This window comes from Micromonospora sp. NPDC002575 (assembly GCF_042889525.1).
In the GTDB taxonomy this organism is placed as follows: domain Bacteria; phylum Actinomycetota; class Actinomycetes; order Mycobacteriales; family Micromonosporaceae; genus Micromonospora; species Micromonospora carbonacea.
In genome coordinates this window covers 211044-230516 of the sequence record NZ_JBIARA010000006.1, presented here as the reverse complement: position 1 = coordinate 230516, position 19473 = coordinate 211044, and the positions used below count along the sequence as shown (strand labels likewise).

The 19473-nt window shown below is 72.7% G+C and carries 19 protein-coding genes; 12 read left to right on the top strand and 7 right to left on the bottom strand.

Annotated elements, in window-relative coordinates:
- Positions 1-216 precede the first annotated feature (216 nt).
- A complete protein-coding gene (gene folP / locus ACFYWL_RS12400) occupies positions 217-1086 on the top strand; it encodes a dihydropteroate synthase (protein WP_386971086.1) in 870 nt (289 codons plus the stop codon).
- Positions 1087-1121: 35 nt separating this feature from the next.
- Here folP and ACFYWL_RS12395 read toward each other — a convergent pair whose 3' ends face one another.
- On the bottom strand, positions 1122-1499 hold the full coding sequence (locus tag ACFYWL_RS12395; RefSeq protein WP_386971084.1) for an NADH-quinone oxidoreductase subunit A: 378 nt from the start codon (positions 1497-1499) through the stop codon (positions 1122-1124).
- 366 nt (positions 1500-1865) lie between these two features.
- Between ACFYWL_RS12395 and ACFYWL_RS12390 the strand changes: the two genes are divergently transcribed.
- Together ACFYWL_RS12390 and ACFYWL_RS12385 are read left to right on the top strand one after the other, a co-directional pair.
- Entirely contained in the window at positions 1866-3710 is a 1845-nt protein-coding gene (locus tag ACFYWL_RS12390; protein ID WP_386971081.1) for a 2-oxoacid:acceptor oxidoreductase subunit alpha, read from the top strand.
- On the top strand, positions 3703-4737 hold the full coding sequence (locus tag ACFYWL_RS12385) for a 2-oxoacid:ferredoxin oxidoreductase subunit beta (RefSeq protein ID WP_386971078.1): 1035 nt from the start codon (positions 3703-3705) through the stop codon (positions 4735-4737). Before ACFYWL_RS12390 ends, ACFYWL_RS12385 begins: the two co-directional genes overlap by 8 nt.
- Positions 4738-4815: 78 nt before the next feature.
- On the opposite strand, the gene ACFYWL_RS12380 is transcribed toward ACFYWL_RS12385, so the two are convergent.
- On the bottom strand, positions 4816-5832 hold the full coding sequence (locus ACFYWL_RS12380; RefSeq protein WP_386971075.1) for a potassium channel family protein: 1017 nt from the start codon (positions 5830-5832) through the stop codon (positions 4816-4818).
- Between the two features lie 213 nt (positions 5833-6045).
- Between ACFYWL_RS12380 and ACFYWL_RS12375 the strand changes: the two genes are divergently transcribed.
- Together ACFYWL_RS12375 and ACFYWL_RS12370 are read left to right on the top strand one after the other, a co-directional pair.
- The gene (locus tag ACFYWL_RS12375; RefSeq protein WP_386971072.1) at positions 6046-6690 is read left to right on the top strand and encodes a helix-turn-helix domain-containing protein; all 645 of its coding nucleotides are present in this window, start codon (positions 6046-6048) and stop codon (positions 6688-6690) included.
- A 137-nt stretch (positions 6691-6827) separates the two neighbouring features.
- Positions 6828-7424 carry a ClpP family protease gene (locus ACFYWL_RS12370; RefSeq protein WP_386971070.1) on the top strand — a complete coding sequence of 199 codons (597 nt, stop codon included), beginning with the start codon at positions 6828-6830 and terminating at the stop codon, positions 7422-7424.
- Between the two features lie 280 nt (positions 7425-7704).
- On the opposite strand, the gene ACFYWL_RS12365 is transcribed toward ACFYWL_RS12370, so the two are convergent.
- Entirely contained in the window at positions 7705-8076 is a 372-nt protein-coding gene (locus ACFYWL_RS12365; protein WP_386971067.1) for a winged helix-turn-helix transcriptional regulator, read from the bottom strand.
- A 141-nt stretch (positions 8077-8217) separates the two neighbouring features.
- Here ACFYWL_RS12365 and ACFYWL_RS12360 point away from each other — a divergent pair, with 141 nt between their 5' ends.
- Complete coding sequence (locus ACFYWL_RS12360) at positions 8218-9066, top strand: SDR family oxidoreductase (RefSeq protein ID WP_386971064.1); 849 nt, start codon at positions 8218-8220, stop codon at positions 9064-9066.
- A gap of 80 nt (positions 9067-9146) precedes the next feature.
- On the opposite strand, the gene ACFYWL_RS12355 is transcribed toward ACFYWL_RS12360, so the two are convergent.
- Positions 9147-10013, bottom strand: coding sequence for a helix-turn-helix domain-containing protein (locus ACFYWL_RS12355; protein ID WP_386971325.1), 867 nt, complete (start codon positions 10011-10013; stop codon positions 9147-9149).
- A gap of 171 nt (positions 10014-10184) precedes the next feature.
- Between ACFYWL_RS12355 and ACFYWL_RS12350 the strand changes: the two genes are divergently transcribed.
- The 4 genes from ACFYWL_RS12350 (at position 10185) to ACFYWL_RS12335 (ending at position 14285) form a co-directional block, all read left to right on the top strand.
- Complete coding sequence (locus ACFYWL_RS12350) at positions 10185-10403, top strand: hypothetical protein (protein ID WP_074477028.1); 219 nt, start codon at positions 10185-10187, stop codon at positions 10401-10403.
- Positions 10404-10524: 121 nt separating this feature from the next.
- Positions 10525-11796 carry an ROK family protein gene (locus tag ACFYWL_RS12345; protein WP_386971061.1) on the top strand — a complete coding sequence of 424 codons (1272 nt, stop codon included), beginning with the start codon at positions 10525-10527 and terminating at the stop codon, positions 11794-11796.
- On the top strand, positions 11793-12662 hold the full coding sequence (locus ACFYWL_RS12340) for a LacI family DNA-binding transcriptional regulator (protein WP_386971058.1): 870 nt from the start codon (positions 11793-11795) through the stop codon (positions 12660-12662). Before ACFYWL_RS12345 ends, ACFYWL_RS12340 begins: the two co-directional genes overlap by 4 nt.
- A 69-nt stretch (positions 12663-12731) precedes the next feature.
- Positions 12732-14285, top strand: a complete 1554-nt coding sequence (locus tag ACFYWL_RS12335) for a cellulase family glycosylhydrolase (RefSeq protein ID WP_386971055.1) — start codon at positions 12732-12734, stop codon at positions 14283-14285.
- 203 nt (positions 14286-14488) lie between these two features.
- Here the strand turns inward: ACFYWL_RS12335 and ACFYWL_RS12330 are convergent, their stop codons facing one another.
- Genes ACFYWL_RS12330 through ACFYWL_RS12320 form a run of 3 tightly spaced genes read right to left on the bottom strand, consistent with a single transcriptional unit; the run spans position 14489 to position 16615 of the window.
- Positions 14489-15061: a TetR/AcrR family transcriptional regulator gene (locus tag ACFYWL_RS12330; RefSeq protein WP_386971053.1), complete on the bottom strand. Its 573-nt coding sequence runs from the start codon at positions 15059-15061 to the stop codon at positions 14489-14491.
- 29 nt (positions 15062-15090) lie between these two features.
- Positions 15091-16413 carry an amidase gene (locus ACFYWL_RS12325; protein WP_386971050.1) on the bottom strand — a complete coding sequence of 441 codons (1323 nt, stop codon included), beginning with the start codon at positions 16411-16413 and terminating at the stop codon, positions 15091-15093.
- Positions 16400-16615 (bottom strand): hypothetical protein, encoded by a 216-nt coding sequence (locus ACFYWL_RS12320; RefSeq protein WP_386971047.1) that lies wholly within the window; start codon positions 16613-16615, stop codon positions 16400-16402. Before ACFYWL_RS12320 ends, ACFYWL_RS12325 begins: the two co-directional genes overlap by 14 nt.
- A gap of 91 nt (positions 16616-16706) precedes the next feature.
- Between ACFYWL_RS12320 and ACFYWL_RS12315 the strand changes: the two genes are divergently transcribed.
- Together ACFYWL_RS12315 and ACFYWL_RS12310 are read left to right on the top strand one after the other, a co-directional pair.
- Positions 16707-17948 carry an MFS transporter gene (locus ACFYWL_RS12315; RefSeq protein WP_386971044.1) on the top strand — a complete coding sequence of 414 codons (1242 nt, stop codon included), beginning with the start codon at positions 16707-16709 and terminating at the stop codon, positions 17946-17948.
- A gap of 6 nt (positions 17949-17954) precedes the next feature.
- On the top strand, positions 17955-18851 hold the full coding sequence (locus tag ACFYWL_RS12310) for an MBL fold metallo-hydrolase (protein WP_386971042.1): 897 nt from the start codon (positions 17955-17957) through the stop codon (positions 18849-18851).
- Positions 18852-19473 lie beyond the last annotated feature (622 nt).

Here is a 19473-nt window from a genome sequence, read left to right as displayed (position 1 = left end):
CCCGCCGGGCGGTCCTCCCACAGATCGGTGCGGATCTGTGCCGTCGTACCCCCGGGAAGGACCGCCGGGCGACCGGCTAGCGTCGGAGGCGGCCGGGTCGCCCGGCCGGCTACGGAAGGCCGGCGGCTGCGGAGATCGACGGCTGGCACAGACCAGACGGCTGCCACAGACCAGCGGACGCGACGGATCGGCGGCTGCGGGAGATCGGGAGGCGACATGGCCGGGGCGCTTCGGCTCGGAAGCCGGACCTTCGCGCCGGGCGAGCTGGTGGTGATGGCCATCGTCAACCGCACGCCCGACTCGTTCTTCGACCGGGGGGCGACCTTCGCGCAGGACAGCGCGCTGCGCGCGGTGGAGCGGGCGGTGGCCGAGGGCGCGGAGATCATCGACATCGGCGGGGTCAAGGCCGGCCCCGGCGACGAGGTGGACGTGGCCGAGGAGATCCGCCGCACGGTCGACACGATCGCCGCCGTGCGGGCCGCCTTCCCCGACGTGGTCATCTCCATCGACACCTGGCGGGCCGAGGTGGCGGTGGAGGCGGTCGCGGCCGGCGCCGACCTGCTCAACGACACCTGGTCGGGGGCGGACCCGGCGCTTGCCCGGGTCGCGGCCGAGACCGGGGCCGGGCTGGTCTGCTCGCACGCGGGCGGGCTGGAGCCGCGCACCCGCCCGCACCGGGCGGCGTTCGCCGACGTGGTGGCCGACGTGGTCACGACGGTCACGGGCCTCGCCGAGCGCGCGGTCGCCCTGGGGGTACGCCCCGACGGCGTCCTCATCGACCCGGCGCACGACTTCGGCAAGAACACCCGGCACTCCCTGGAGATCACCCGCCGGCTCGACGAGCTCAGCGCCACCGGGTGGCCGCTGCTGGTGGCCCTGTCCAACAAGGACTTCATCGGCGAGACGCTGGACCTGCCCGTGGCCGAGCGGCTGGAGGGGACCCTGGCGGCGACCGCGCTGTCGGCCTGGCTGGGCGCGCGGGTCTTCCGCGCCCACCAGGTGGGGCCCACCCGGCGGGTGCTGGACATGGTGGCGACGATCCGGGGCGACCGCCCGCCGGCCGTGACCCGGCGCGGGCTGGCCTGACCGGCAGCGCCTCGACACCGGCCCGGTGGCGGCGCTCAGGTCCAGCGGAGGATGTTCTTGCGCCAGGCGTAGAGGATGCCGAGCGCCAGCACGCCCACGAAGACGCCCATCTCGGCGACCGTGACGAGCCCGAAGCCGGGCCGGTCGAACACCACCGCCCACGGGAAGAGGAAGACCGCCTCGACCGCGAACAACACGTACAGGTAGGCGTACACGTAGTAGCGGATCTGCATCTGGGCCCAGTCGCCGCCCACCGGGTCGAGGCCGCACTCGTAGCCGGCCCGCTTGCCGGGCGGGTCCGCCGGGCGGGCGGGGCGCAGCACCCGGTTCGCGCCGAACGCCACGACGAAGAAGAGGGCGGCGGCGAGCAGCAGGAGCCCGAGCGTCGCGTACGAGCCCAGGTAACCGGTCACGGTGGGTCAGCCTACCGCGCCGGGCCCGGCGCACGTCACGGAACGGTTTCCCGGCGGGACCACTGCCGCCTGCGCCGCCGGCTCACCGACCCGCCCGGCGACCGGTGATTCTGATTACGGCGGGCGGGGCAAATGACCCCAAATCCTGACGTAAGCACCTGGAATCCGTTCCCAGTCGGCGGACCACCGGGCAGGTTCGACATCCCATCCGACGTAGGCTCTCAGGGAGGAACCCAGACCGGACCGGACCACCCACGGGCGGTGCGGGGCAGCGCTGTGTCAAGGAGGTCATGTGGCCGGGCAAGGCGAGGTCACCATCATGTTCAGCCGCCCGCGCGACCGCGCCGAGCGAAGCGAGGGGCAGGCGTGACGAAGCAGATCCGTCAACTCGACCGGGTCGTCATCCGGTTCGCCGGCGACTCCGGCGACGGCATGCAGCTGACCGGTGACCGGTTCACCTCGGAGACGGCCCAGCTGGGCAACGACATCTCCACGTTGCCCAACTTCCCCGCCGAGATCCGCGCCCCCGCCGGGACCCTGCCCGGCGTGTCGAGCTTCCAGGTGCACTTCGCCGACTACGACATCCTCACCCCGGGCGACGCGCCGAACGTGCTGGTCGCGATGAACCCGGCCGCGCTCAAGGCCAACCTGGCCGACCTGCCGCGCGGCGCGGACATCATCGTCAACACCGACGAGTTCACCAAGCGCAACCTCGCCAAGGTGGGCTACCAGGCCAGCCCGCTCGACGACGACTCCCTCGACGGCTACGTGGTGCACCCCGTCGCGCTCACCTCGATGACCGTCCGGGCGCTCGCCGACCAGGAGGTGTCCAAGAAGGACGCCGAGCGGGCCAAGAACATGTTCGCCCTGGGCCTGCTCTCCTGGATGTACTCCCGCCCGTACGAGTCGACCCTGCGCTTCCTGGAGCGCAAGTTCGCCAAGCGCCCCGAGCTGGTCGCGGCGAACGTCGCGGCGTTCCGGGCCGGCTGGAACTTCGGCGAGACCACCGACTCCTTCTCGGTCCGGTACGAGGTGAAGCCGGCGAAGATGGTGCCGGGCACCTACCGCAACATCACCGGCAACGCGGCGCTCTCCCTCGGCCTGGTGGCCGCGGGCGTCCGCTCCGGCCTGCCGGTTTTCCTCGGGGCCTACCCGATCACCCCGGCGTCGGACATCCTGCACGAGCTGAGCAAGCACAAGCGGTTCGGCATCGTCACCATGCAGGCCGAGGACGAGATCGCCGCGGTCGGCGCGGCGCTCGGCGCGTCGTACGGCGGGTCGCTCGGCGTCACCACCACCAGCGGCCCCGGCGTGGCGCTCAAGAGCGAGACGATCTCCCTCGCCGTGGCGCTGGAGCTGCCGCTGGTCATCGTGGACGTGCAGCGGGCCGGCCCGTCGACGGGCATGCCCACCAAGACCGAGCAGGCCGACCTCAACATGGCCCTGTACGGACGGCACGGCGAGGCCCCCGTCGCGGTGATCGCCCCGAAGTCCCCGTCGGACTGCTTCCACGCGGCCATCGAGGCGGCCCGGATCGCGCTGACCTACCGCACCCCGGTGCTCCTGCTGTCCGACAACTACGTCGCCAACGGCTCCGAGCCGTGGCTGCTGCCCGACGTGGAGTCCCTGCCCGACCTGCGGGTCGAGTTCGCCACCGCGCCCAACGGCGACGACGGCACGTTCCTGCCCTACCTGCGCGACCCGCAGACCCTGGCCCGGCCGTGGGCCATCCCGGGCACGCCGGGGCTGGAGCACCGCATCGGCGGCCTGGAGAAGGCCGACAAGACCGGCGACATCTCGTACGACCCGGCGAACCACGACTTCATGGTGCGCACCCGGGCGGCCCGGATCGAGGCGATCCCGGTGCCGGACGTCGAGGTGGAGGACCCGGACGGCAACGCCCGGATGCTGGTGCTGGGCTGGGGCTCGACGTACGGCCCGATCGGCGCCGCCTGCCGGCGGCTGCGCCAGCGCGGCCTGTCCGTCGCGCAGGCCCACCTGCGGCACCTGGCCCCGATGCCCGCCAACCTCGGCGAGGTGCTGCGCTCCTACGACCGGGTGGTCATCCCCGAGATGAACCTCGGCCAGCTCGCCCAGGTGGTCCGGGGCAAGTACCTGGTCGACGCCATCGGCTACAACCAGGTCCGCGGCCTGCCGTTCACGGCCACCGAGCTGGAGACGATGCTGGAAGAGGTCCTGAAGAATGTCTGAGCCCGTCGCCCTCAAGCTCACCGCGAAGGACTTCAAGTCCGACCAGGAAGTGCGCTGGTGCCCCGGCTGCGGTGACTACGCGATCCTCGCCGCCGTGCAGCAGTTCATGCCAGAGCTGAACATCCCCCGGGAGCGGATCGTCTTCGTCTCCGGCATCGGGTGTTCGTCCCGGTTCCCGTACTACATGAACACGTACGGGCTGCACTCGATCCACGGCCGCGCCCCGGCGATCGCCACGGGCCTGTCGGTGTCCCGCCCGGACCTGTCCGTGTGGGTCGTCACCGGCGACGGCGACGCGCTGTCGATCGGCGGCAACCACCTCATCCACGCGCTGCGCCGCAACGTCAACCTGAAGATCCTGCTGTTCAACAACCGGATCTACGGCCTGACCAAGGGGCAGTATTCCCCGACGTCCGAGGTCGGCAAGATCACCAAGTCGACGCCGGCCGGTTCGGCCGACGCTCCGTTCAACCCGATCTCGCTGGCCCTGGGCGCGGAGGCGAGCTTCGTCGGCCGCACCATCGACTCCGACCGCAAGCACCTCCAGTCGGTGCTGCGGGCCGCCGCCGAGCACCAGGGCTCGGCGTTCGTGGAGATCTACCAGAACTGCAACATCTTCAACGACGGGGCGTTCGACCAGCTCAAGGAGCCGGCCACCCGGGACGACTTCCTGATCCGGCTGGAGCACGGGCAGCCGATCACGTTCGGCAAGGACGGCCGGTTCTGCGTCGTGCACCCGCCGGGCGGCTTCGGGCTGGAGGTGCGGGAGACCGCGTCGGTCCGCCCGGAGGAGATCGTCGTGCACGACGCGACGGTCGCCGACCCGGCGTACGCGTTCGCGCTGTCCCGGCTGCCCGGGCTCGACCTGAGCAACACCCCGATCGGCGTGTTCCGCTCGGTCGACCGCCCGTCCTACGACAGCGTGGTCCAGGCCCAGGTCGAGGAGGCGAAGGCACAGGTCACCGAGACCCCGGAGCAGCAGCTCGCCGGCCTGCTGGGCAGCGGCGACACCTGGACGATCCTCTGATCCGTCCCACCCGTACGACGACAGGGCCCGCCACCGGAAGGTGGCGGGCCCTGTCGTCTGGTCACGGGCGGCGGGCGGTCAGCCCGGCGTGCTGGCGGGCTGGGACCGGTCGTCGCGGACGTGCACGAGCATGTCGCCGGTCTCGATGACCGCGCCGGCCCGGTCGGAGAGCGTCACCACCTTGCCCCGGCGGACCAGCGCGATGACCAGGGCGTCCAGCTCGCGCGGGGAGCGGCCGACCTCGTCGCGTTCCGCCGAACGCATGGCCAGCGCCATGCCCTGACCCGGGGTCAGCAGGTCCTCCACCACGTCGATCAGCGGCGGCGCGGAGGTGGACAGGCCGAGCAGCCGGCCCGCCGTGGCGGAGGAGACGATCACGTGGTGGGCGCCGCTCTGCTTGAGCAGCGGCGCGTTCTCGGCCTCGCGGGCCGCCGCGATGATCCGCACCTGCCCGGCCGTGAGCTGCCGGACGGTGAGCGCGACCAGCACCGACGCGTCGTCGCTGTCCGTGGCGATGATCACCGCCTTGGCGTTGCGCACGTGCGCCTCGTTGAGCACCGAGGAGCGGGTGGCCGACCCCTCGATCGCGACGAGCCCCGCCGAGGTGGCCTGCCGCAGCGACGCCGGGCTGCGCTCGACCACCACGATCCGGGACTTGTCGAGGCCGTTCTCCAGCAGCGCCGAGACCGCGCTGCGGCCCTTGGTGCCGTAGCCGCAGATGATGACGTGGTCCTTCACGCTCTTCCTCCACCGCGTCAGACGACGGCCGGTCCGGTACTGCTCGGTCAGGACTTCCAGGGTGGTGCCGACCAGGATGATCAGGAAGAGCACCCGGGCCGGGGTGACGAACAGGACGTTGACCAGCCGGGCGGACGGCGCCGCCGGCGTGATGTCGCCGTACCCGGTGGTGGAGAGGGAGACCACCGCGTAGTAGAAGCAGTCGAGGAGGGTGAGGCCGTCCTCGTTGACGTCGCGGTAGCCGTCGCGGTCGAGGTAGACCGCCGTGACGACGGCAAAGACCAGGCCGAGGGCGGCGGCCAGGCGCAGGCTCAGCGCGCTCAGCGGGCCCCGCCGCTGCGCGGGAAAGTGGATCACCGCGGGACCTGCTCCGCCTCCGTCGCCTGCACGTGCACAACATAGCCGGTGCGCGCCGGACCGGCCCGGCAGGCCGGGACGACGCCGGTGGTCGGGAGCCGGCCGCCGCGCCGGAAGTCGTCGGCACGGCCGCCGTCGGCACGGCCGGGGTCGGTGTGTCGCCCGCCGAACCGGCATGATGGGGGCAGGAGCACCCACCACGAGGAGGCCCGGATGTCGTTGCTGCGACGGGTGATCGGCGGCGTGCTGCGCCGGGTGCGGCAGCGCCAGGGCCGCACCCTGCGCGAGGTGGCCGAGGCGGCGGGGGTGTCCCTGCCCTACCTCTCCGAGGTCGAGCGCGGGCGCAAGGAGGCCAGCTCCGAGGTGCTGGCGGCGATCTGTCGCGCCCTCGGCATCGGCCTGTCCGACCTGCTGGAGGAGGCCCGCGACGACCTGCGCCGGGTCGAGCGGCGGGTGCCCGCCGCGCCCCGGGCGGCCCTGGCCCACCTGGACGCGGTGGTGCCGGCGGGCGGCCAGACCGGCCCACGGCTGCGCCTCGGCTTCCACGCCGACCCGGCCGGGCCGCCGCAGGGCGGGCCGAGGGTGGAGTGCCGGGTGCCGGTGGCCGCCGACCGGGTGTTCCGGCTCGGCGGGGTCACCCCGACCGCGGGCGGCCGGCTGCTGCACGTCGGCGGGGCGGGCCTCGGCACGTCCGTGGTGTCCGTCGGCGGGGCGGTGGCGCACCCCGGCCCGGCCGTGCACGTCCTGCCGATCCGGCTGTTCGCGTCCGCGCCGCTTGCGCGCCCCGCCGCGCGTACCGCGAGGGTGCTGGCCCGGCGGCGGGCCCGGGCGGGCCGGCGGCGGCTGACCGCCCGCTAGGCCCGGCCGGTTTCTGCCGTCGGCGGATCTGCCGGCGGCAGAAGCGCTGGGACCGCGCGCCCGGCGGGCGGACGCTGGGGGCACCGGTTCCCCTGGGCGGAGTCCGTCGCCCGCCGGCGGCGTGGAGGTCGATCGCGATGATCAGGTACGACGTGTGGATGCGGGACGGGGGTCAGCCGTCCTTCGGCGACCAGGTCTTCCAGCGGTTGCTGAAGGAGCGGATCATCTTCCTCGGCACGGAGGTCACCGACGAGTCGGCCAACCAGATCTGCGCGCAGCTCCTGCTGCTGGCGGCCGAGGACAGCGAGCGGGACATCTACCTCTACATCAACTCCCCGGGCGGCTCGGTCAGCGCCGGGATGGCCGTCTACGACACGATGCGGTACGTCCGCAACGACGTGGCCACCCTCGCGCTCGGCCTGGCCGGCTCGATGGGTCAGTTCCTGCTGTGCGCGGGCACCGCCGGCAAGCGGTACGCCCTGCCCCACTCGCGGATCATGATGCACCAGCCGTCGGGCGGGTTCGGCGGCACGGTCGCCGACATCACCATCCAGGCGGAGAACATGCTGCACGTCAAGCGGACGATTCAGGAGCTGATCGCCCGGCACAGCGGGCGCTCCGTGGAGCAGATCCAGCAGGACTCGGACCGGGACCGCTGGTTCACCGCCGAGCAGGCCCGGGAGTACGGCCTGATCGACCGGGTGCTCAGCCGGGTCGACCAGCTCGCGGCCTGACCCGGGCCGGGTGACCGCCGGCCCGGCGGCGGGTGCTGCGACGGCCCGGCGGCGGGTGCTGCGGCGGCCCGTTCGGGTGGGCGTCGGCGTGGTGCCGGCGGGACGGCGGCGGCCGGACACGCCCCCTCGAACCCGTGTCCGACCTCCGGCCCGGTGAAGCCTATGTCCGGAGTGCGCCCGGACGGGCGCTTCGGGGGCGCAGCGCTTTGCCGCCGATTCCCGTTACATCGGAATCCCACCGGGCGCGCCGCCCACCGCCGGGCGGCCACGGGCCGGGCGCTCAGCCGGCGGCGTCGTAGCGGGCGCGCGCGGCCTCGACCTCGCCGAGGTGCGTCGTCGCCCACGCCTCCAGCCCGCCCAGCAGGTCGAGCAGGCTGCGCCCGAGGTCGGTCAGCGCGTAGTCGACCCGGGGCGGGACGGTTGCGTACGCGGTGCGGGTGATCAGGCCGTCGCGTTCCAGGCCGCGCAGCGCCTGGGTGAGCATCTTCTGGCTCACCCCCTCGATGCGCCGGGCCAGCTCGCTGAAGCGCTTCCCGCCGTCGGCGAGGGTGAGGACGACGAGCACGCTCCACCGGTCGCCGATCCGGTCGAGGACCTGCCGGCTGCCGCAGTCGCGGGCGAAGGGAGTGGGTTCCACGCCTTCACTCTCCATGAGTTAGTGGCTTACTTCAAGGTGCCTACTCTCCAACGGGAAGTGGTGGCAGAAGCTTCCCGTTGCACCGGACGACGGATCGTCCGCCCCGGAGACCGCCCCCGGCCAGGGGACCGTCTCCGACACCGAGAGGGAGCACAGATGTCCATCGTCGTCACCGGAGCCACCGGCCACCTCGGCCAACTGATCGTCGCCGCCCTGCTGCGCCGGGGCGTGCCCGCCGGGGAGATCGTGGCGCTCGGCCGCGACGCCGGCAAGCTCGCCGACCTCGCCGGGCACGGCGTGAACACCCGGCAGGTCGACTACACCGACCCCGGCTCGCTGCGCACCGCGTTCGCCGGGGCCGACAGGCTGATGTTCGTCTCCGGCAGCGAGGTCGGGCAGCGGATCGCCCAGCACCACAACGTCGTCGCCGCCGCCCGCGAGGCCGGGGTCGGGCTGGTCGTCTACACCAGCATCGCCAACGCCGACCGCTCCGGCATGATCCTCGCCGGGGAGCACCTCGCCACCGAGCGGGAGATCACCGCGTCGGGCCTGCCGTACGTGATCCTGCGCAACAGCTGGTACCTGGAGAACTACACCGACCAGCTCGCGACGTACCTCCAGTTCGGGGTGACCGGCGCGGCGGGCGACGGGCGGGTCAGTGCCGCGACCCGCGCGGACTACGCCGAGGCCGCCGCCGCGGCGCTCACCGGGGCCGCGGAGACCAACCGGGTGTACGAGCTGGGCGGCGCGGCGTTCACCCTGACCGAGCTGGCCGAGGAGGTGTCCCGGCAGACCGGCCACGCCGTCGGCTACACCAACCTGCCGGCGGAGAAGCTGACCGAGGTGCTGGTTGCCGCCGGCCTGCCCGAGGGCTTCGCCGCCGTCCTCGCCGACAGCGACCTGGGCCTGGCCCGGGGCGAGCTGTACGTCGACGGCGACGACCTGGCGAAGCTGATCGGGCGCGAGCCGACCACCCTCGCCGAGGCTCTGCGCGCCGCACGCTGAGCCGCCGCACGCGGCGTCGCCGCCGCTGGCCGCCGCGTCTAGGCCCCGCCCGCCGTTCCTCGCGGGCGGGGCCGCGCGGCTCAGGCCGGGACCCGCTCCACCGGGATCCACAGCTCGGCGTCGGCCCGCGCGCCGTCGGAGGACACCCGGGCCCGGAGGATCTCCGGGCCCGGCCGGCTGCGGTACGGGTTCGACGGGAACCACTCCGTGAAGACGTCCCGCCAGATGCGCTGGAGGGCCTGCGGGAACTCGCCCGAGCTGGAGAAGACCGCCCAGGCGCCGGCGGGCACCGGCATGGCGTCCAGGTCCTGCGGCGGGGTGACGCCGGTGACCACGCCGTGCCAGTAGTCCAGCTCGGCGCCCTCCTCCCGGTTGTCCCCCAGCCTGTCGCTGACGTTGACGACGCCCCGGGGCTCCTGGTCGGAGAGGGCCGCGATCCGCTCGGTCGTCCCGGCGTCGATGCTCCTGACGAACGCCGCGATGGCCGGGTTCATCCCCTCGTGCACGAGCGGTACGCGGGCCTTCCGCCCGACCAGGTGGAAGGCGTCCTTCTCGGCGATGCGGTACACCATGCTGGAGCTCCCCTCGACGACGAGCCGGAAGGACATCCGGGGCTGCGACCGCAGGACGCCGCCGCCGCGCCGGGCCTCGCCGGGGCCGACCCCGTGCACGGCCTGGAACGCCCGGGCGAACGCCTCCCCCGACCCGTACCCGTACCGGACCGCGATGTCGAGCAGCGTCCGCTCCCCGGCGAGCACCTCGGCGGCGGCGACGGTGAGCCGCCGACGCCGCACGTACTCCGACAGCGGCATGCCGGCCAGCGCCGAGAACATCCGCCGGAAGTGGTACTCCGACGTGACCGCGATCCGCGCCAGCTCGCGCACCTCGATCCGCTGGTCGAGGTGCCGCTCGACGTACGCCATCGCCTCGTTCATCCGATCCAGCACCCGGATCTCCCCCTCCCTGCCGCCCACCAGGCCAGAAGCCACGGGACCGCCCGTACCCCGACATCCTGGGCCCGACCCGCCGAGCCGGCCGACCCGGCCCGGGCGATTCGTGCGAGATTCCCTCGCCGTCGCGGCTGCCGCCGCACCCGCGCCTGCTGGTACGGTCGCGAGGTGATCGTCGAGGAGCACTGGTGGAACGGGGACGCGACCAAACGAGGGCGTCGCGACGTCTACATCCGCACCGATGGTCAGCGCTGGGAGGTCCAGGCGCAGATCGGTGGTGAGCACGGCCGCTCGAAGGTGCTGGAATGCTCCAGCCACAGCTCCGCGAGCATCCTCGCGGGGGCGTGGCGCGGAGGCAGCTCGGGCTGGCGCGAACTGCGACGCTGAGCGTCGCCCCGGGCGGGGGTCGGGCGGCCGGGCCCGCGTGCCGGCCGCCGGCAGGCGTGCGCGGCGGCAGCGGCGAACGCCTATGCTCTGCTGGGGAGTCGGACGGCGTGACCGGGGAGCAGTGAGCGGACCGAGGGCGGACAAGCTGCCGCACGCGAGCAGCAAGGCCGCGGTGCTGGACGCCATCCGGGCAGCCGGCACGATCAGCCGGGTCGGCCTGATCAGCGTGACCGGCTTCACCGCGCCCACCATCTCCAACCTCGTCCGCAAGCTCATCGACGAGGGGCTGGTCGTCGAGACCGGCCACGCCGAGTCGACCGGCGGCAAGCGGCGGGTCCTGCTCCGGCTCAACCACACCTCCCGGTACGCCGTGGGCGTGTGCCTCGACCAGGGGGTCATGACGTACGTCCTGACCGACCTGACCGGCGTCGTGGTGGCCCGGATCTCCCGGCCGGGCGTCGGCACCGAGGCCCCGGCGGCGGTCGTCTCCCGGATCGCGGCCGAGATGTCGACCCTGGTCGACAGCGTCGGCGTGGACCGGGTGCGGCTCGTCGGGATGGGCCTGGTCTTCCCCGGCCCGCTCACCGGCCGGGGGGTCGCCGGCCTGAACCCCGAGCTGCGGCACTGGCGGGAGTTCCCCCTCGGCGCGGCCCTGGAGCAGGCGACCGACCTGCCGGTGGTGCTGGACAACGACGCCACCGCCGCCGCCCTGGGCGAGCACTGGGCGGGCGGGTTCGGCACGGCGAGCGCCGCCGCCGCCCTCTACATGGGCAGCGGCCTCGGCGCCGGGCTGGTCATCGACGGGATCACCTACCGTGGCCCGAGCGGCAACGCCGGCGAGCTGGGGCACGTCTGCGTGGACGCGGACGGCCCGCGCTGCTGGTGCGACGCCCGGGGGTGCGTGGAGGCGGTCGCCGGGCCCGCCGCCGTGGTCGCGGCGGGGCGGGCGGACCCGGGCCTGGCCGGGGCGCTCGGCCTCACGACCGGCACCGGCCCCGCGGCGGTGGCCCGCGACTTCGCCGCGATCGGCCGCGCGGCCCGGCGCGGGGAGCAGCGGGCGCTGGCGCTGTGCGAGAGGTCCGCGCGGTACGTGGCGGCAGCCGCCCGCACCCTGGCCAACGTGATGGACCTGGAGGTCATCGTGCTGACCGGGCCGGGCTTCGCCGTCGCCGGCTCGGTCTACCTGCCCGTGCTACGTCAGGAGCTGCACGCGGTGTTCTCCCGCTCCGCGCACCCCGTCGACGTACGGCTGTCCCGGTCCGCCGCCACCGCGTCCGCCGTCGGTGCCGCCGCCCTGGTCCTGGAGTCCGAGCTGGTGCCGTTCCACCGCGGGCTCCGGGTGTCGGAGAGCCTCGACGGGGAGTTCGCGCCGCTGACCGGGTCGGCCCGTTGACCCGCGACGGCGGCGCGACGAGCACGACGAGTGCGGTCGGCCTGGTGCTCGCCCGGCCGCCCCGCCTGCTCGGCGCCGAGCCGTTCTTCATGGAGTTCATCTCCGGCATCGAGGAACGCCTCGCCGAGCACAACCGGTCGGTGCTGCTGCACATCGTCGCCGACCACGCCGCCGAGATCGCCGCCTACCGGCGGTGGGCGCAGCTCCGGCTGGCCGAGGCCGTGGTGCTGGTGAACCCGACCGCCGAGGACCCCCGGCCGGCGGTGCTGCGCGAACTCGGCCTACCCGTCGTCGTGGCCGGCGAACCCGACGGCGACACCCCGGCCGTGAGGCGGGACGACGTCGGCTCGGTGCGGGCGGCGGTCGCGCACCTGGCCGGTCTCGGGCACCGCCGGATCGCGCGGATCAGCGGGCCGGACACGCTGCGGCACACCCGCACCCGTACCGCCGCGTTGCTGGCCGCCGCGGGCCCGGCCGGCATCGAGGCCGTGGTGCTGACCGGCGACTACTCGGAGGAGTCGGGCGCGGCGTCGACCGCCCGGCTGCTGAGCGACGGCGACCCGCCCAGCGCGATCATCTACGACAACGACCTGATGGCGGTCGGCGGCCTGGACGTGGCCCGGGGCCTGGGCCTGGCGGTCCCCCGCGACCTGAGCCTGCTCGCCTGGGACGACTCCAGCCTGTGCCGCCTGTCCACCCCGCAGCTCACCACGATGAGCCTCGACGTGCACGACTTCGGCGAGCTGGTGGCCGCCTCCGTGCTGGCGCTGCTCGACGGCGAGCCGGCCAGGGAACGGTGGTGCCCCACCGAGACGGTGATCGTCCGGCAGACCACCGGCCCCGCGCCGGCCGCCGGCTTGACTTAGTGAGGTAGATAAACAAAGCTCTTCGATGCGCTCCCATCGACGATCCCCTCTCGACCACGAGGAGATCAGATGAGACATCGCCATGCCCTGCTGGCCGTCGGCACCACCGCGACCCTGGTCGCCGCCGGCCTGACCGGGCTCACCTTACCCGCCTCGGCCGCGACCACCGGCTGCTCCGTGGCATACACCGTGCAGAGCCAGTGGACAGGCGGGTTCAGCGGGAACATCGCCATCATCAACCTCGGCTCCGCGGTCACCGGTTGGACGCTTACCTTCGACTTCCCGACCAGCGGCCAACAGGTCACCCAGGGATGGAGCGCCACCTGGTCGCAGTCCGGCACGCGCGTCTCGGCCGCCAGCCTGAGCTGGAACGGAGCGCTGGGCACGGGCGGATCGACCACGATCGGCTTCAACGGCTCCTGGAGCGGCAGCAACCCCGTGCCGACGTCGTTCGCGCTCAACGGCACGACCTGCACCGGCTCGGTGACCTCGCCGACCCCCGGGCCGACCACCACCCCGCCACCCACCACCCCACCGCCGACGACCCCGCCGCCCACCACTCCCCCACCCACGACGCCGCCGCCCACGACCCCGCCGCCGACCGGCGCCGCGCCCGCCCTGAAGGTCTCCGGCAACCGGCTGGTGACGGCGAGCGGGGCGACCTACCGGCTGCTCGGGGTCAACCGGGCCAGCGGCGAGTTCGCCTGCGTGCAGGGCAAGGGCATGTGGGACAGCGGCCCGGTGGACCAGGCATCGGTCAACGCGATGAAGGCGTGGAACATCCGCGCCGTGCGGATACCGCTCAACGAGGACTGCTGGCTCGGCCTCTCCGGCTCGCCGAGCGGCGCGACCTACCAGCAGGCCGTCAAGGACTACGTGAACCTGCTCGTGGCCAACGGGATCAACCCGATCCTCGACCTGCACTGGACGCACGGGCAGTACACCGGCAACATCTCCGCCTGCGCCGACGTCAACGCCACCTGCCAGAAGCCGATGCCCAGCATGCAGCACACGCCGCAGTTCTGGACCGGCGTGGCCAACGCCTTCAAGGGCAACAACGCCGTGGTGTTCGACCTGTTCAACGAGCCCTACCCGGACGCGGCCAACAACTGGTCGGACATGGCTGCCGCGTGGCGCTGCCTGCGCGACGGCGGCACCTGCACCGGCATCGCCTACGAGGTCGCCGGCATGCAGGACCTGGTCGACGCCGTACGGGCCACCGGCGCCGGCAACGTCCTGCTGGTCGCCGGCCTGACCTGGACCAACGACCTGAGCCAGTGGCTCAACTACAAGCCGAACGACCCGCTCGACAACATCGTGGCGTCGTGGCACTCGTACAACTTCAACGCCTGCGTCACCGTCACCTGCTGGGACAGCCAGATCGGCGCCGTCGCCGCCCAGGTGCCGGTGCACGTCGGCGAGATCGGCCAGGACACCTGCGCCCACGACTACATCGACCAGGTGATGACCTGGCTGGACTCCAAGCGCATCGGGTACACGGCGTGGACCTGGAACCCGTGGGGATGCAGCGGTGGCAACGTCCTCATCCAGGACTACAACGGCACCCCGACCAGCACCTACGGTGAGGGCTACAAGGCCCACCTGCTCTCCGTGACCCCGTAACGGCGACAGCACCCCCGCCGGCCGGCGCGCCCTGCGAGTGGGGGCGTACCGGCCGGCGGGGGTGCGTGGGCAGCGGGCCGTGCCGGCGGTTCACCACACCGCCCCGACCGAGACCCGCCACCCGGCCGTAGTCGTTGACTACGGCGACAAAGCGGCCACAGGCGCCCGCGGCTACCTGAGCCGTTTCTCTACCCGACCTCACTTCACCCCTCTTGACCGCCGGCGTTGGTCGCCCGGTCGAGCAGGGTGCGCAGGTGTGCTTCGCCGAGGCCGTCGGGGCGGAACAGGATGCGGTACATGATCGGCGCGACCAGTTGGTCCATGACCGCCTCCAGGGGAGGTGTCGGTTCCTGCCGTTCGGTGGCGCGGGCAAGGATGATGTTGATCTGCTCGGCGGCGTAGGCGGAGCACTGCCCGGCGTTGGTGCCGTCGGGATCGCCGAGCAGTGCGTCCCGGATGTAGGCCTTCCCCGGCGGTGAGGACATCTCGTCGAGGAAGGACTCGGCCCAGGCGGCGAGATCTTCCGTGAAGGAGCCGTGGTCCTCGGGCGCCGCCTCGGGCCGCAGCCGTTCGACGGCCACGTCCGACAGCAGTTCCTGCAGGTCACCCCAGCGCCGGTAGATGGTCGAGGGGGTGACACCGGCCCGAGCGGCGATCATCGGGACGGTCAGGTTGTCGCGGTCGGTCTCGGCCAGCAGGGCGCGCACCGCGTCGTGTACCGACCTCTGGACGCGGGTGCTGCGGCCACCGGGACGTGCCATGGGCTTGCGGCTCATGGTCACCAGCCTAAGGCAAACGTTTCGCTTTAATCGGTGGCCTCCTCGTGGGCCAGACCGACGCGCAGCAGGACGTCCTCGGTGAAGGGCGCTCCGATCAGCTGCAGGCCAATCGGCAGGGCGTCCTCGTCGAGGCCAACCGGAACGGTCAGAGCCGGAAAACCGGTCAGGTTCGCGGGAGCACAGAGCCGCACGTACGCGTCCGTCACGCTCTCCACCTCCCCGTTCGGCCAGACGATGCGCTCCTGCCCGATCGGAACCGCGGTGACCGGCACGGTCGGAGCGGCGAGGACGTCGACCTCGGTGAACAGCCCTGACCATGCCTCCCGGACCAGGGTGCGGGCACGCTGGCCGCGCAGGTATTCGCCGGCGCCCAGCAGCCCGCCGGCTTCGAGCAGGCCGCGGACGTCCTCGCCGTACAGGTCGGCGGCGGCGCGCAGGGTGTGCTCGTGGTAGGCGCTCGCCTCGGCGAGCATGATCACTGACTGCGCAGGGACGAGGTAGCGCGTCATCGGGACGTCCACGTCGACGAGGGTGGCGCCCAGCGCGGCGAGCTTGTCGACGGCGGCGAGCACCGCCCTCTCGACCTGCGGGTCGAGCCGGTCGAAGTAGTAGTTGCGCGGCACGCCCACGCGAACTCCGCGCAGATCGGTGTGCAGCGCGGCGCGGCGCCCGGTGAGGGCGGAGAGGGCGAGAGCGGCGTCGGCGACCGTACGCGTGATCGGTCCGACGTGGTCCAGGGACCACGACAGTGACGTGACGCCCTGGCGGGGCACGAGGTCGTACGTGGGCTTGAGGCCCACCACGCCGTTGAGGGCGGCCGGGACGCGGATCGAGCCGCCGGTGTCGGTGCCGAGGGCGAAGGTGGCGCTGCCCGCGGCCACGGCTGCCGCGGATCCTCCGCTGGATCCGCCGGCCACCCTGTCGCCGTTGACGGCGTTGCGCGTCTGCGGCGTGATCAGGCCGTAGGCGAACTCGTGGGTGTGGGTCTTGCCGAGCATGATCGCCCCAGCGTCGCGCAGGCTCGACACCACCGCGCTGTCCTTCTCGGCGCGGTGGCCGTCGCGCACCCCGGAGCCCGCACCGGTGGGTCTGCCCTCGATGTCGATGAGGTCCTTGATGCCCACCGGGATGCCGGCGAGCGGGCCAGCGTCCCGGCCGGCGGCCAGCGCGCGTTCGGCGGCCTGCGCCGCCTCGCGCGCTCCGTCGGCGTCGATCGCGGAGTACGCGTTGAGCTGGGGTTCCGTGCGCTCGGCGCGCTCCAGCACGGCGTCGACCACCTCGACGGGCGAAAGTTCGCGAGCCTGGATCGCCGCGGCGAGTTCGGTAAGCGACAGGTCAGGCAACTGCATGATCATCCTTCTGTCGACGCGTGCCGGCCTCGTACACGAAGGCCGGTGGCGTGTCTTCGAAGTCGAGCTCCCGCAGGACGTTGACGGCGTCGTGAATGTGGTTGATTGCCGCCGCGAGCCCGGCGTGCCGGGCTTCCTCGACCAACAGCCCGGCACGGGCGGCGAGAGCGGCCGTCTCCGGGGGCGTGAGGGGGGTGGTCACGCATCCTCCACTTAAAGCTAACGGTTTGCGTTAGTGAACCATACGGGCTACGGTCCACTAACGCAAACGGATAGCTTTAAGTGGAGGTGTCATGCCAGCGGGACTGTCTCCCCGGTACGCGGCGGTGCTCATCGCACTGCTGGCCGCCTCCAGCGCGCCGACCCCGCTCTACCCGCTCTACCAGCAGCAATGGAAACTCTCGGAACTCACGATCAGCGTCGTCTTCGCCGTCTACCCCGTGGGGTTGCTGCTGGCGCTGCTGCTCGCCGGCACCCTGTCCGATTGCTACGGCCGTAAACCGGTCACCGTGATCGCTCTGATCGTCCAGGCGGTCGCGATGCTGCTGCTGGCTGCTGCCGCCGGGCCTGGCCTGCTGATCGCCGCACGGGCCGTGCAGGGAATCGCCACCGGCGTGGCCATCGGGGCGGTCGGCGCCGCCCTGCTGGACCTCGAAGCCCCCGGTCGCCCGGGACGCGGTGCGCTGGCCAACAGCGTCGCACCCCCCGCAGGGATGGCGCTCGGCGTCGTAGCCGCGACCGTGCTCGTCCACCTCCGCCCTGAGAACACAGTGATGATCTACCTCGCGCTGGCGGTCCTGTTCGTCGCCGGGGCAGCGATGCTCCTCACCGGGCCGGAGCCGCGACTTCGACCGCCCGGCTCCATGCGGCCGGCCACCCCCGCCACGGCGACGGCGACAACCGGCGCGACGCACACCAGCTCGGCCCCACCGCGCCGTCGGCTCCGGGTGCCCGCGACGGCTCGCCGCGAACTGCGGATCCTGGCCGCGGCGATGGTGGCGGTCTGGGCGCTCGGCGGCTTCTACTCCTCGCTCGGCCCGTCCCTGCTGCTGCACATCGCCCCGGACCTGCCCCTCGCGGCAGGCGGCCTGATCTTCCTCGCTGTGACGGCCACCGCCGTACCGGCTGTGCTGCTCACCCGAGCGGCACCCCGCGCGGCAGTTCGGGTCGGCAGCCTGGCCGTACCCCTCGCCGCGGCACTGACCGTGGCCGCTCTGCACGGCGGCGGAACGCCCGCGCTGCTCGGCGGAGCGGTGCTGGCCGGCGCCACGTTCGGCATGGTCAACCAGGGCAGCGTACGCATCATCACCGCACCAGTCGGCGAGCGCCACCGAGCCGCGGTCGTCGCCGTGTGCTCCGTCGTCAACTACCTGGCGATGAGCCTGCCCGCCGTCGCGGTGGGCGCCGTCGCCCGCACGTCCGGTCTCGCCACCGCCACGCACGTCTACGCCGTGGGCACCGTCCTGCTCGGACTCGCCGCCTCGGTGGTGCTCGCCCTGGCTCCCCGTTCGATCCCCAACACCGAAGGACACTGAAGCGCCATGACCGCCACCTGGACCGTAGGCTCCATCACCATCCACCGTATCGACGAACTGCTGCTCGCCCCACAGACCGGGCAGTGGCTGCTGCCGGACGCGACCCCCGAGCTGGTCGCCCGGCAGGACTGGCTACGCCCCGACTTCGCCAGCCCCGACGCCGAACTGCGCCTGCACAGCCACAGCTTCGCCGTCGAGACCGAAGGACTGCGGGTGCTCGTCGACACCGGCATCGGCAACGGCAAGAGCCGCGCCAACCCGGCCTGGCACAACCTCGACACCACCTACCGGGACAACCTGCGTAGCGTCGGGTTCACGCCGGACTCCGTCGACCTGGTCGTGCTGACCCACCTGCACACCGACCACGTCGGCTGGAACACCCACGAGGTCAACGGAACCTGGGTTCCCACCTTCGGCAACGCCCGCCACATCACCTCCCGCGTGGAGCGCGACTTCTGGGCCGGGTACGCAATGGACGCGCCGCGCCGGCAGATGTTCGAGGACTCGGTGCTCCCGGTGGAACAGGCCGGCCTGCTCGATCCCGTCGAGGTCCCCGGCGACGGGATCGAGATCGCCCCGGGGCTGCGGCTGCTACCCACCCCCGGCCACACCCCCGGCCACATCTCCGTCCACCTCAGCAGTGCGGGAGAGACAGCACTGATCTCGGGCGACGCCGTCCACCACCCCGTCCAGTTGGCCCATCCCTCGCTGAGCTCCTGCGTCGACATCGACGCAACCCAGGCCGAGGCCACCCGCCGACGGCTGCTCGCCTCGCTCGCCGGCACCGGCACCCTCCTACTGGGCAGCCACTTCCCCGCTCCGACCGGCGGACACGTGCTGCCTGAGGGCGACGCCTACCGCCTCGGGCATCAGGCGACTGCGGCAGTCCCGGCATCGATTTGACCCACCGGCCGATCGGGCTCGGCTGTGCGTGCAGGACATTCGCGGCTACCGACTCGGCGACGCCGAGGGCGAGGGTGGCGCGCACCGTCGCCTCGGCGTCGTGGCACTCCATGAGAACGGCTCGGTGGCGTGCAGTCGAGCCGACTGCCCGGGAACTGACGCCGGCGGTAGAGCTTGTTGCCGACCCACCCATGCAACAGCTCGATAAGCATCCACGGCTGTCCACGCCGTGTCGTAATGACGCAGCCACCGATGCACCGGAGCGACACCTGCCGCAGGCTGCTCGTACACACGCGTTACCGAGGGGCTTTCGGAGGAAGGTTCGGAATTAGACCGATGAGCGTCGATTATGTGGCCGCGTTCTGGCTGCTCAGGGCATTACGTTGTGCCCCCGGCAGGATTCGAACCTGCGACACACGGTTTAGGAAACCGATACTCGCCAGAGCGCCTGCGGCCCGCCGGCCTGCACCGGCGGGCCAGCCTCAAGGCCACCTGGTCAAGATCAGTCCGTGCATGGTCCGTGGATCGATGTGTGCGCTGCGGCCCGCCCGAGGACGGCCGGAGGCCGCCCGCAGGGTGGGCCCGCAAGCGCAGAGACGGCGGCCGAAGGCTAGAGGCAACG

Coding starts and splice junctions, on each gene's coding strand:
- ACFYWL_RS12365 (WP_386971067.1), bottom strand. CDS start 8,076: ATGGAGAGTGAAGGCGTGGAACCCACTCCCTTCGCCCGCGACTGCGGC.
- ACFYWL_RS12360 (WP_386971064.1), top strand. CDS start 8,218: ATGTCCATCGTCGTCACCGGAGCCACCGGCCACCTCGGCCAACTGATC.
- ACFYWL_RS12335 (WP_386971055.1), top strand. CDS start 12,732: ATGAGACATCGCCATGCCCTGCTGGCCGTCGGCACCACCGCGACCCTG.
- ACFYWL_RS12385 (WP_386971078.1), top strand. CDS start 3,703: ATGTCTGAGCCCGTCGCCCTCAAGCTCACCGCGAAGGACTTCAAGTCC.
- ACFYWL_RS12375 (WP_386971072.1), top strand. CDS start 6,046: ATGTCGTTGCTGCGACGGGTGATCGGCGGCGTGCTGCGCCGGGTGCGG.
- ACFYWL_RS12370 (WP_386971070.1), top strand. CDS start 6,828: ATGATCAGGTACGACGTGTGGATGCGGGACGGGGGTCAGCCGTCCTTC.
- ACFYWL_RS12315 (WP_386971044.1), top strand. CDS start 16,707: ATGCCAGCGGGACTGTCTCCCCGGTACGCGGCGGTGCTCATCGCACTG.
- ACFYWL_RS12310 (WP_386971042.1), top strand. CDS start 17,955: ATGACCGCCACCTGGACCGTAGGCTCCATCACCATCCACCGTATCGAC.
- folP (WP_386971086.1), top strand. CDS start 217: ATGGCCGGGGCGCTTCGGCTCGGAAGCCGGACCTTCGCGCCGGGCGAG.
- ACFYWL_RS12330 (WP_386971053.1), bottom strand. CDS start 15,061: ATGAGCCGCAAGCCCATGGCACGTCCCGGTGGCCGCAGCACCCGCGTC.
- ACFYWL_RS12325 (WP_386971050.1), bottom strand. CDS start 16,413: ATGCAGTTGCCTGACCTGTCGCTTACCGAACTCGCCGCGGCGATCCAG.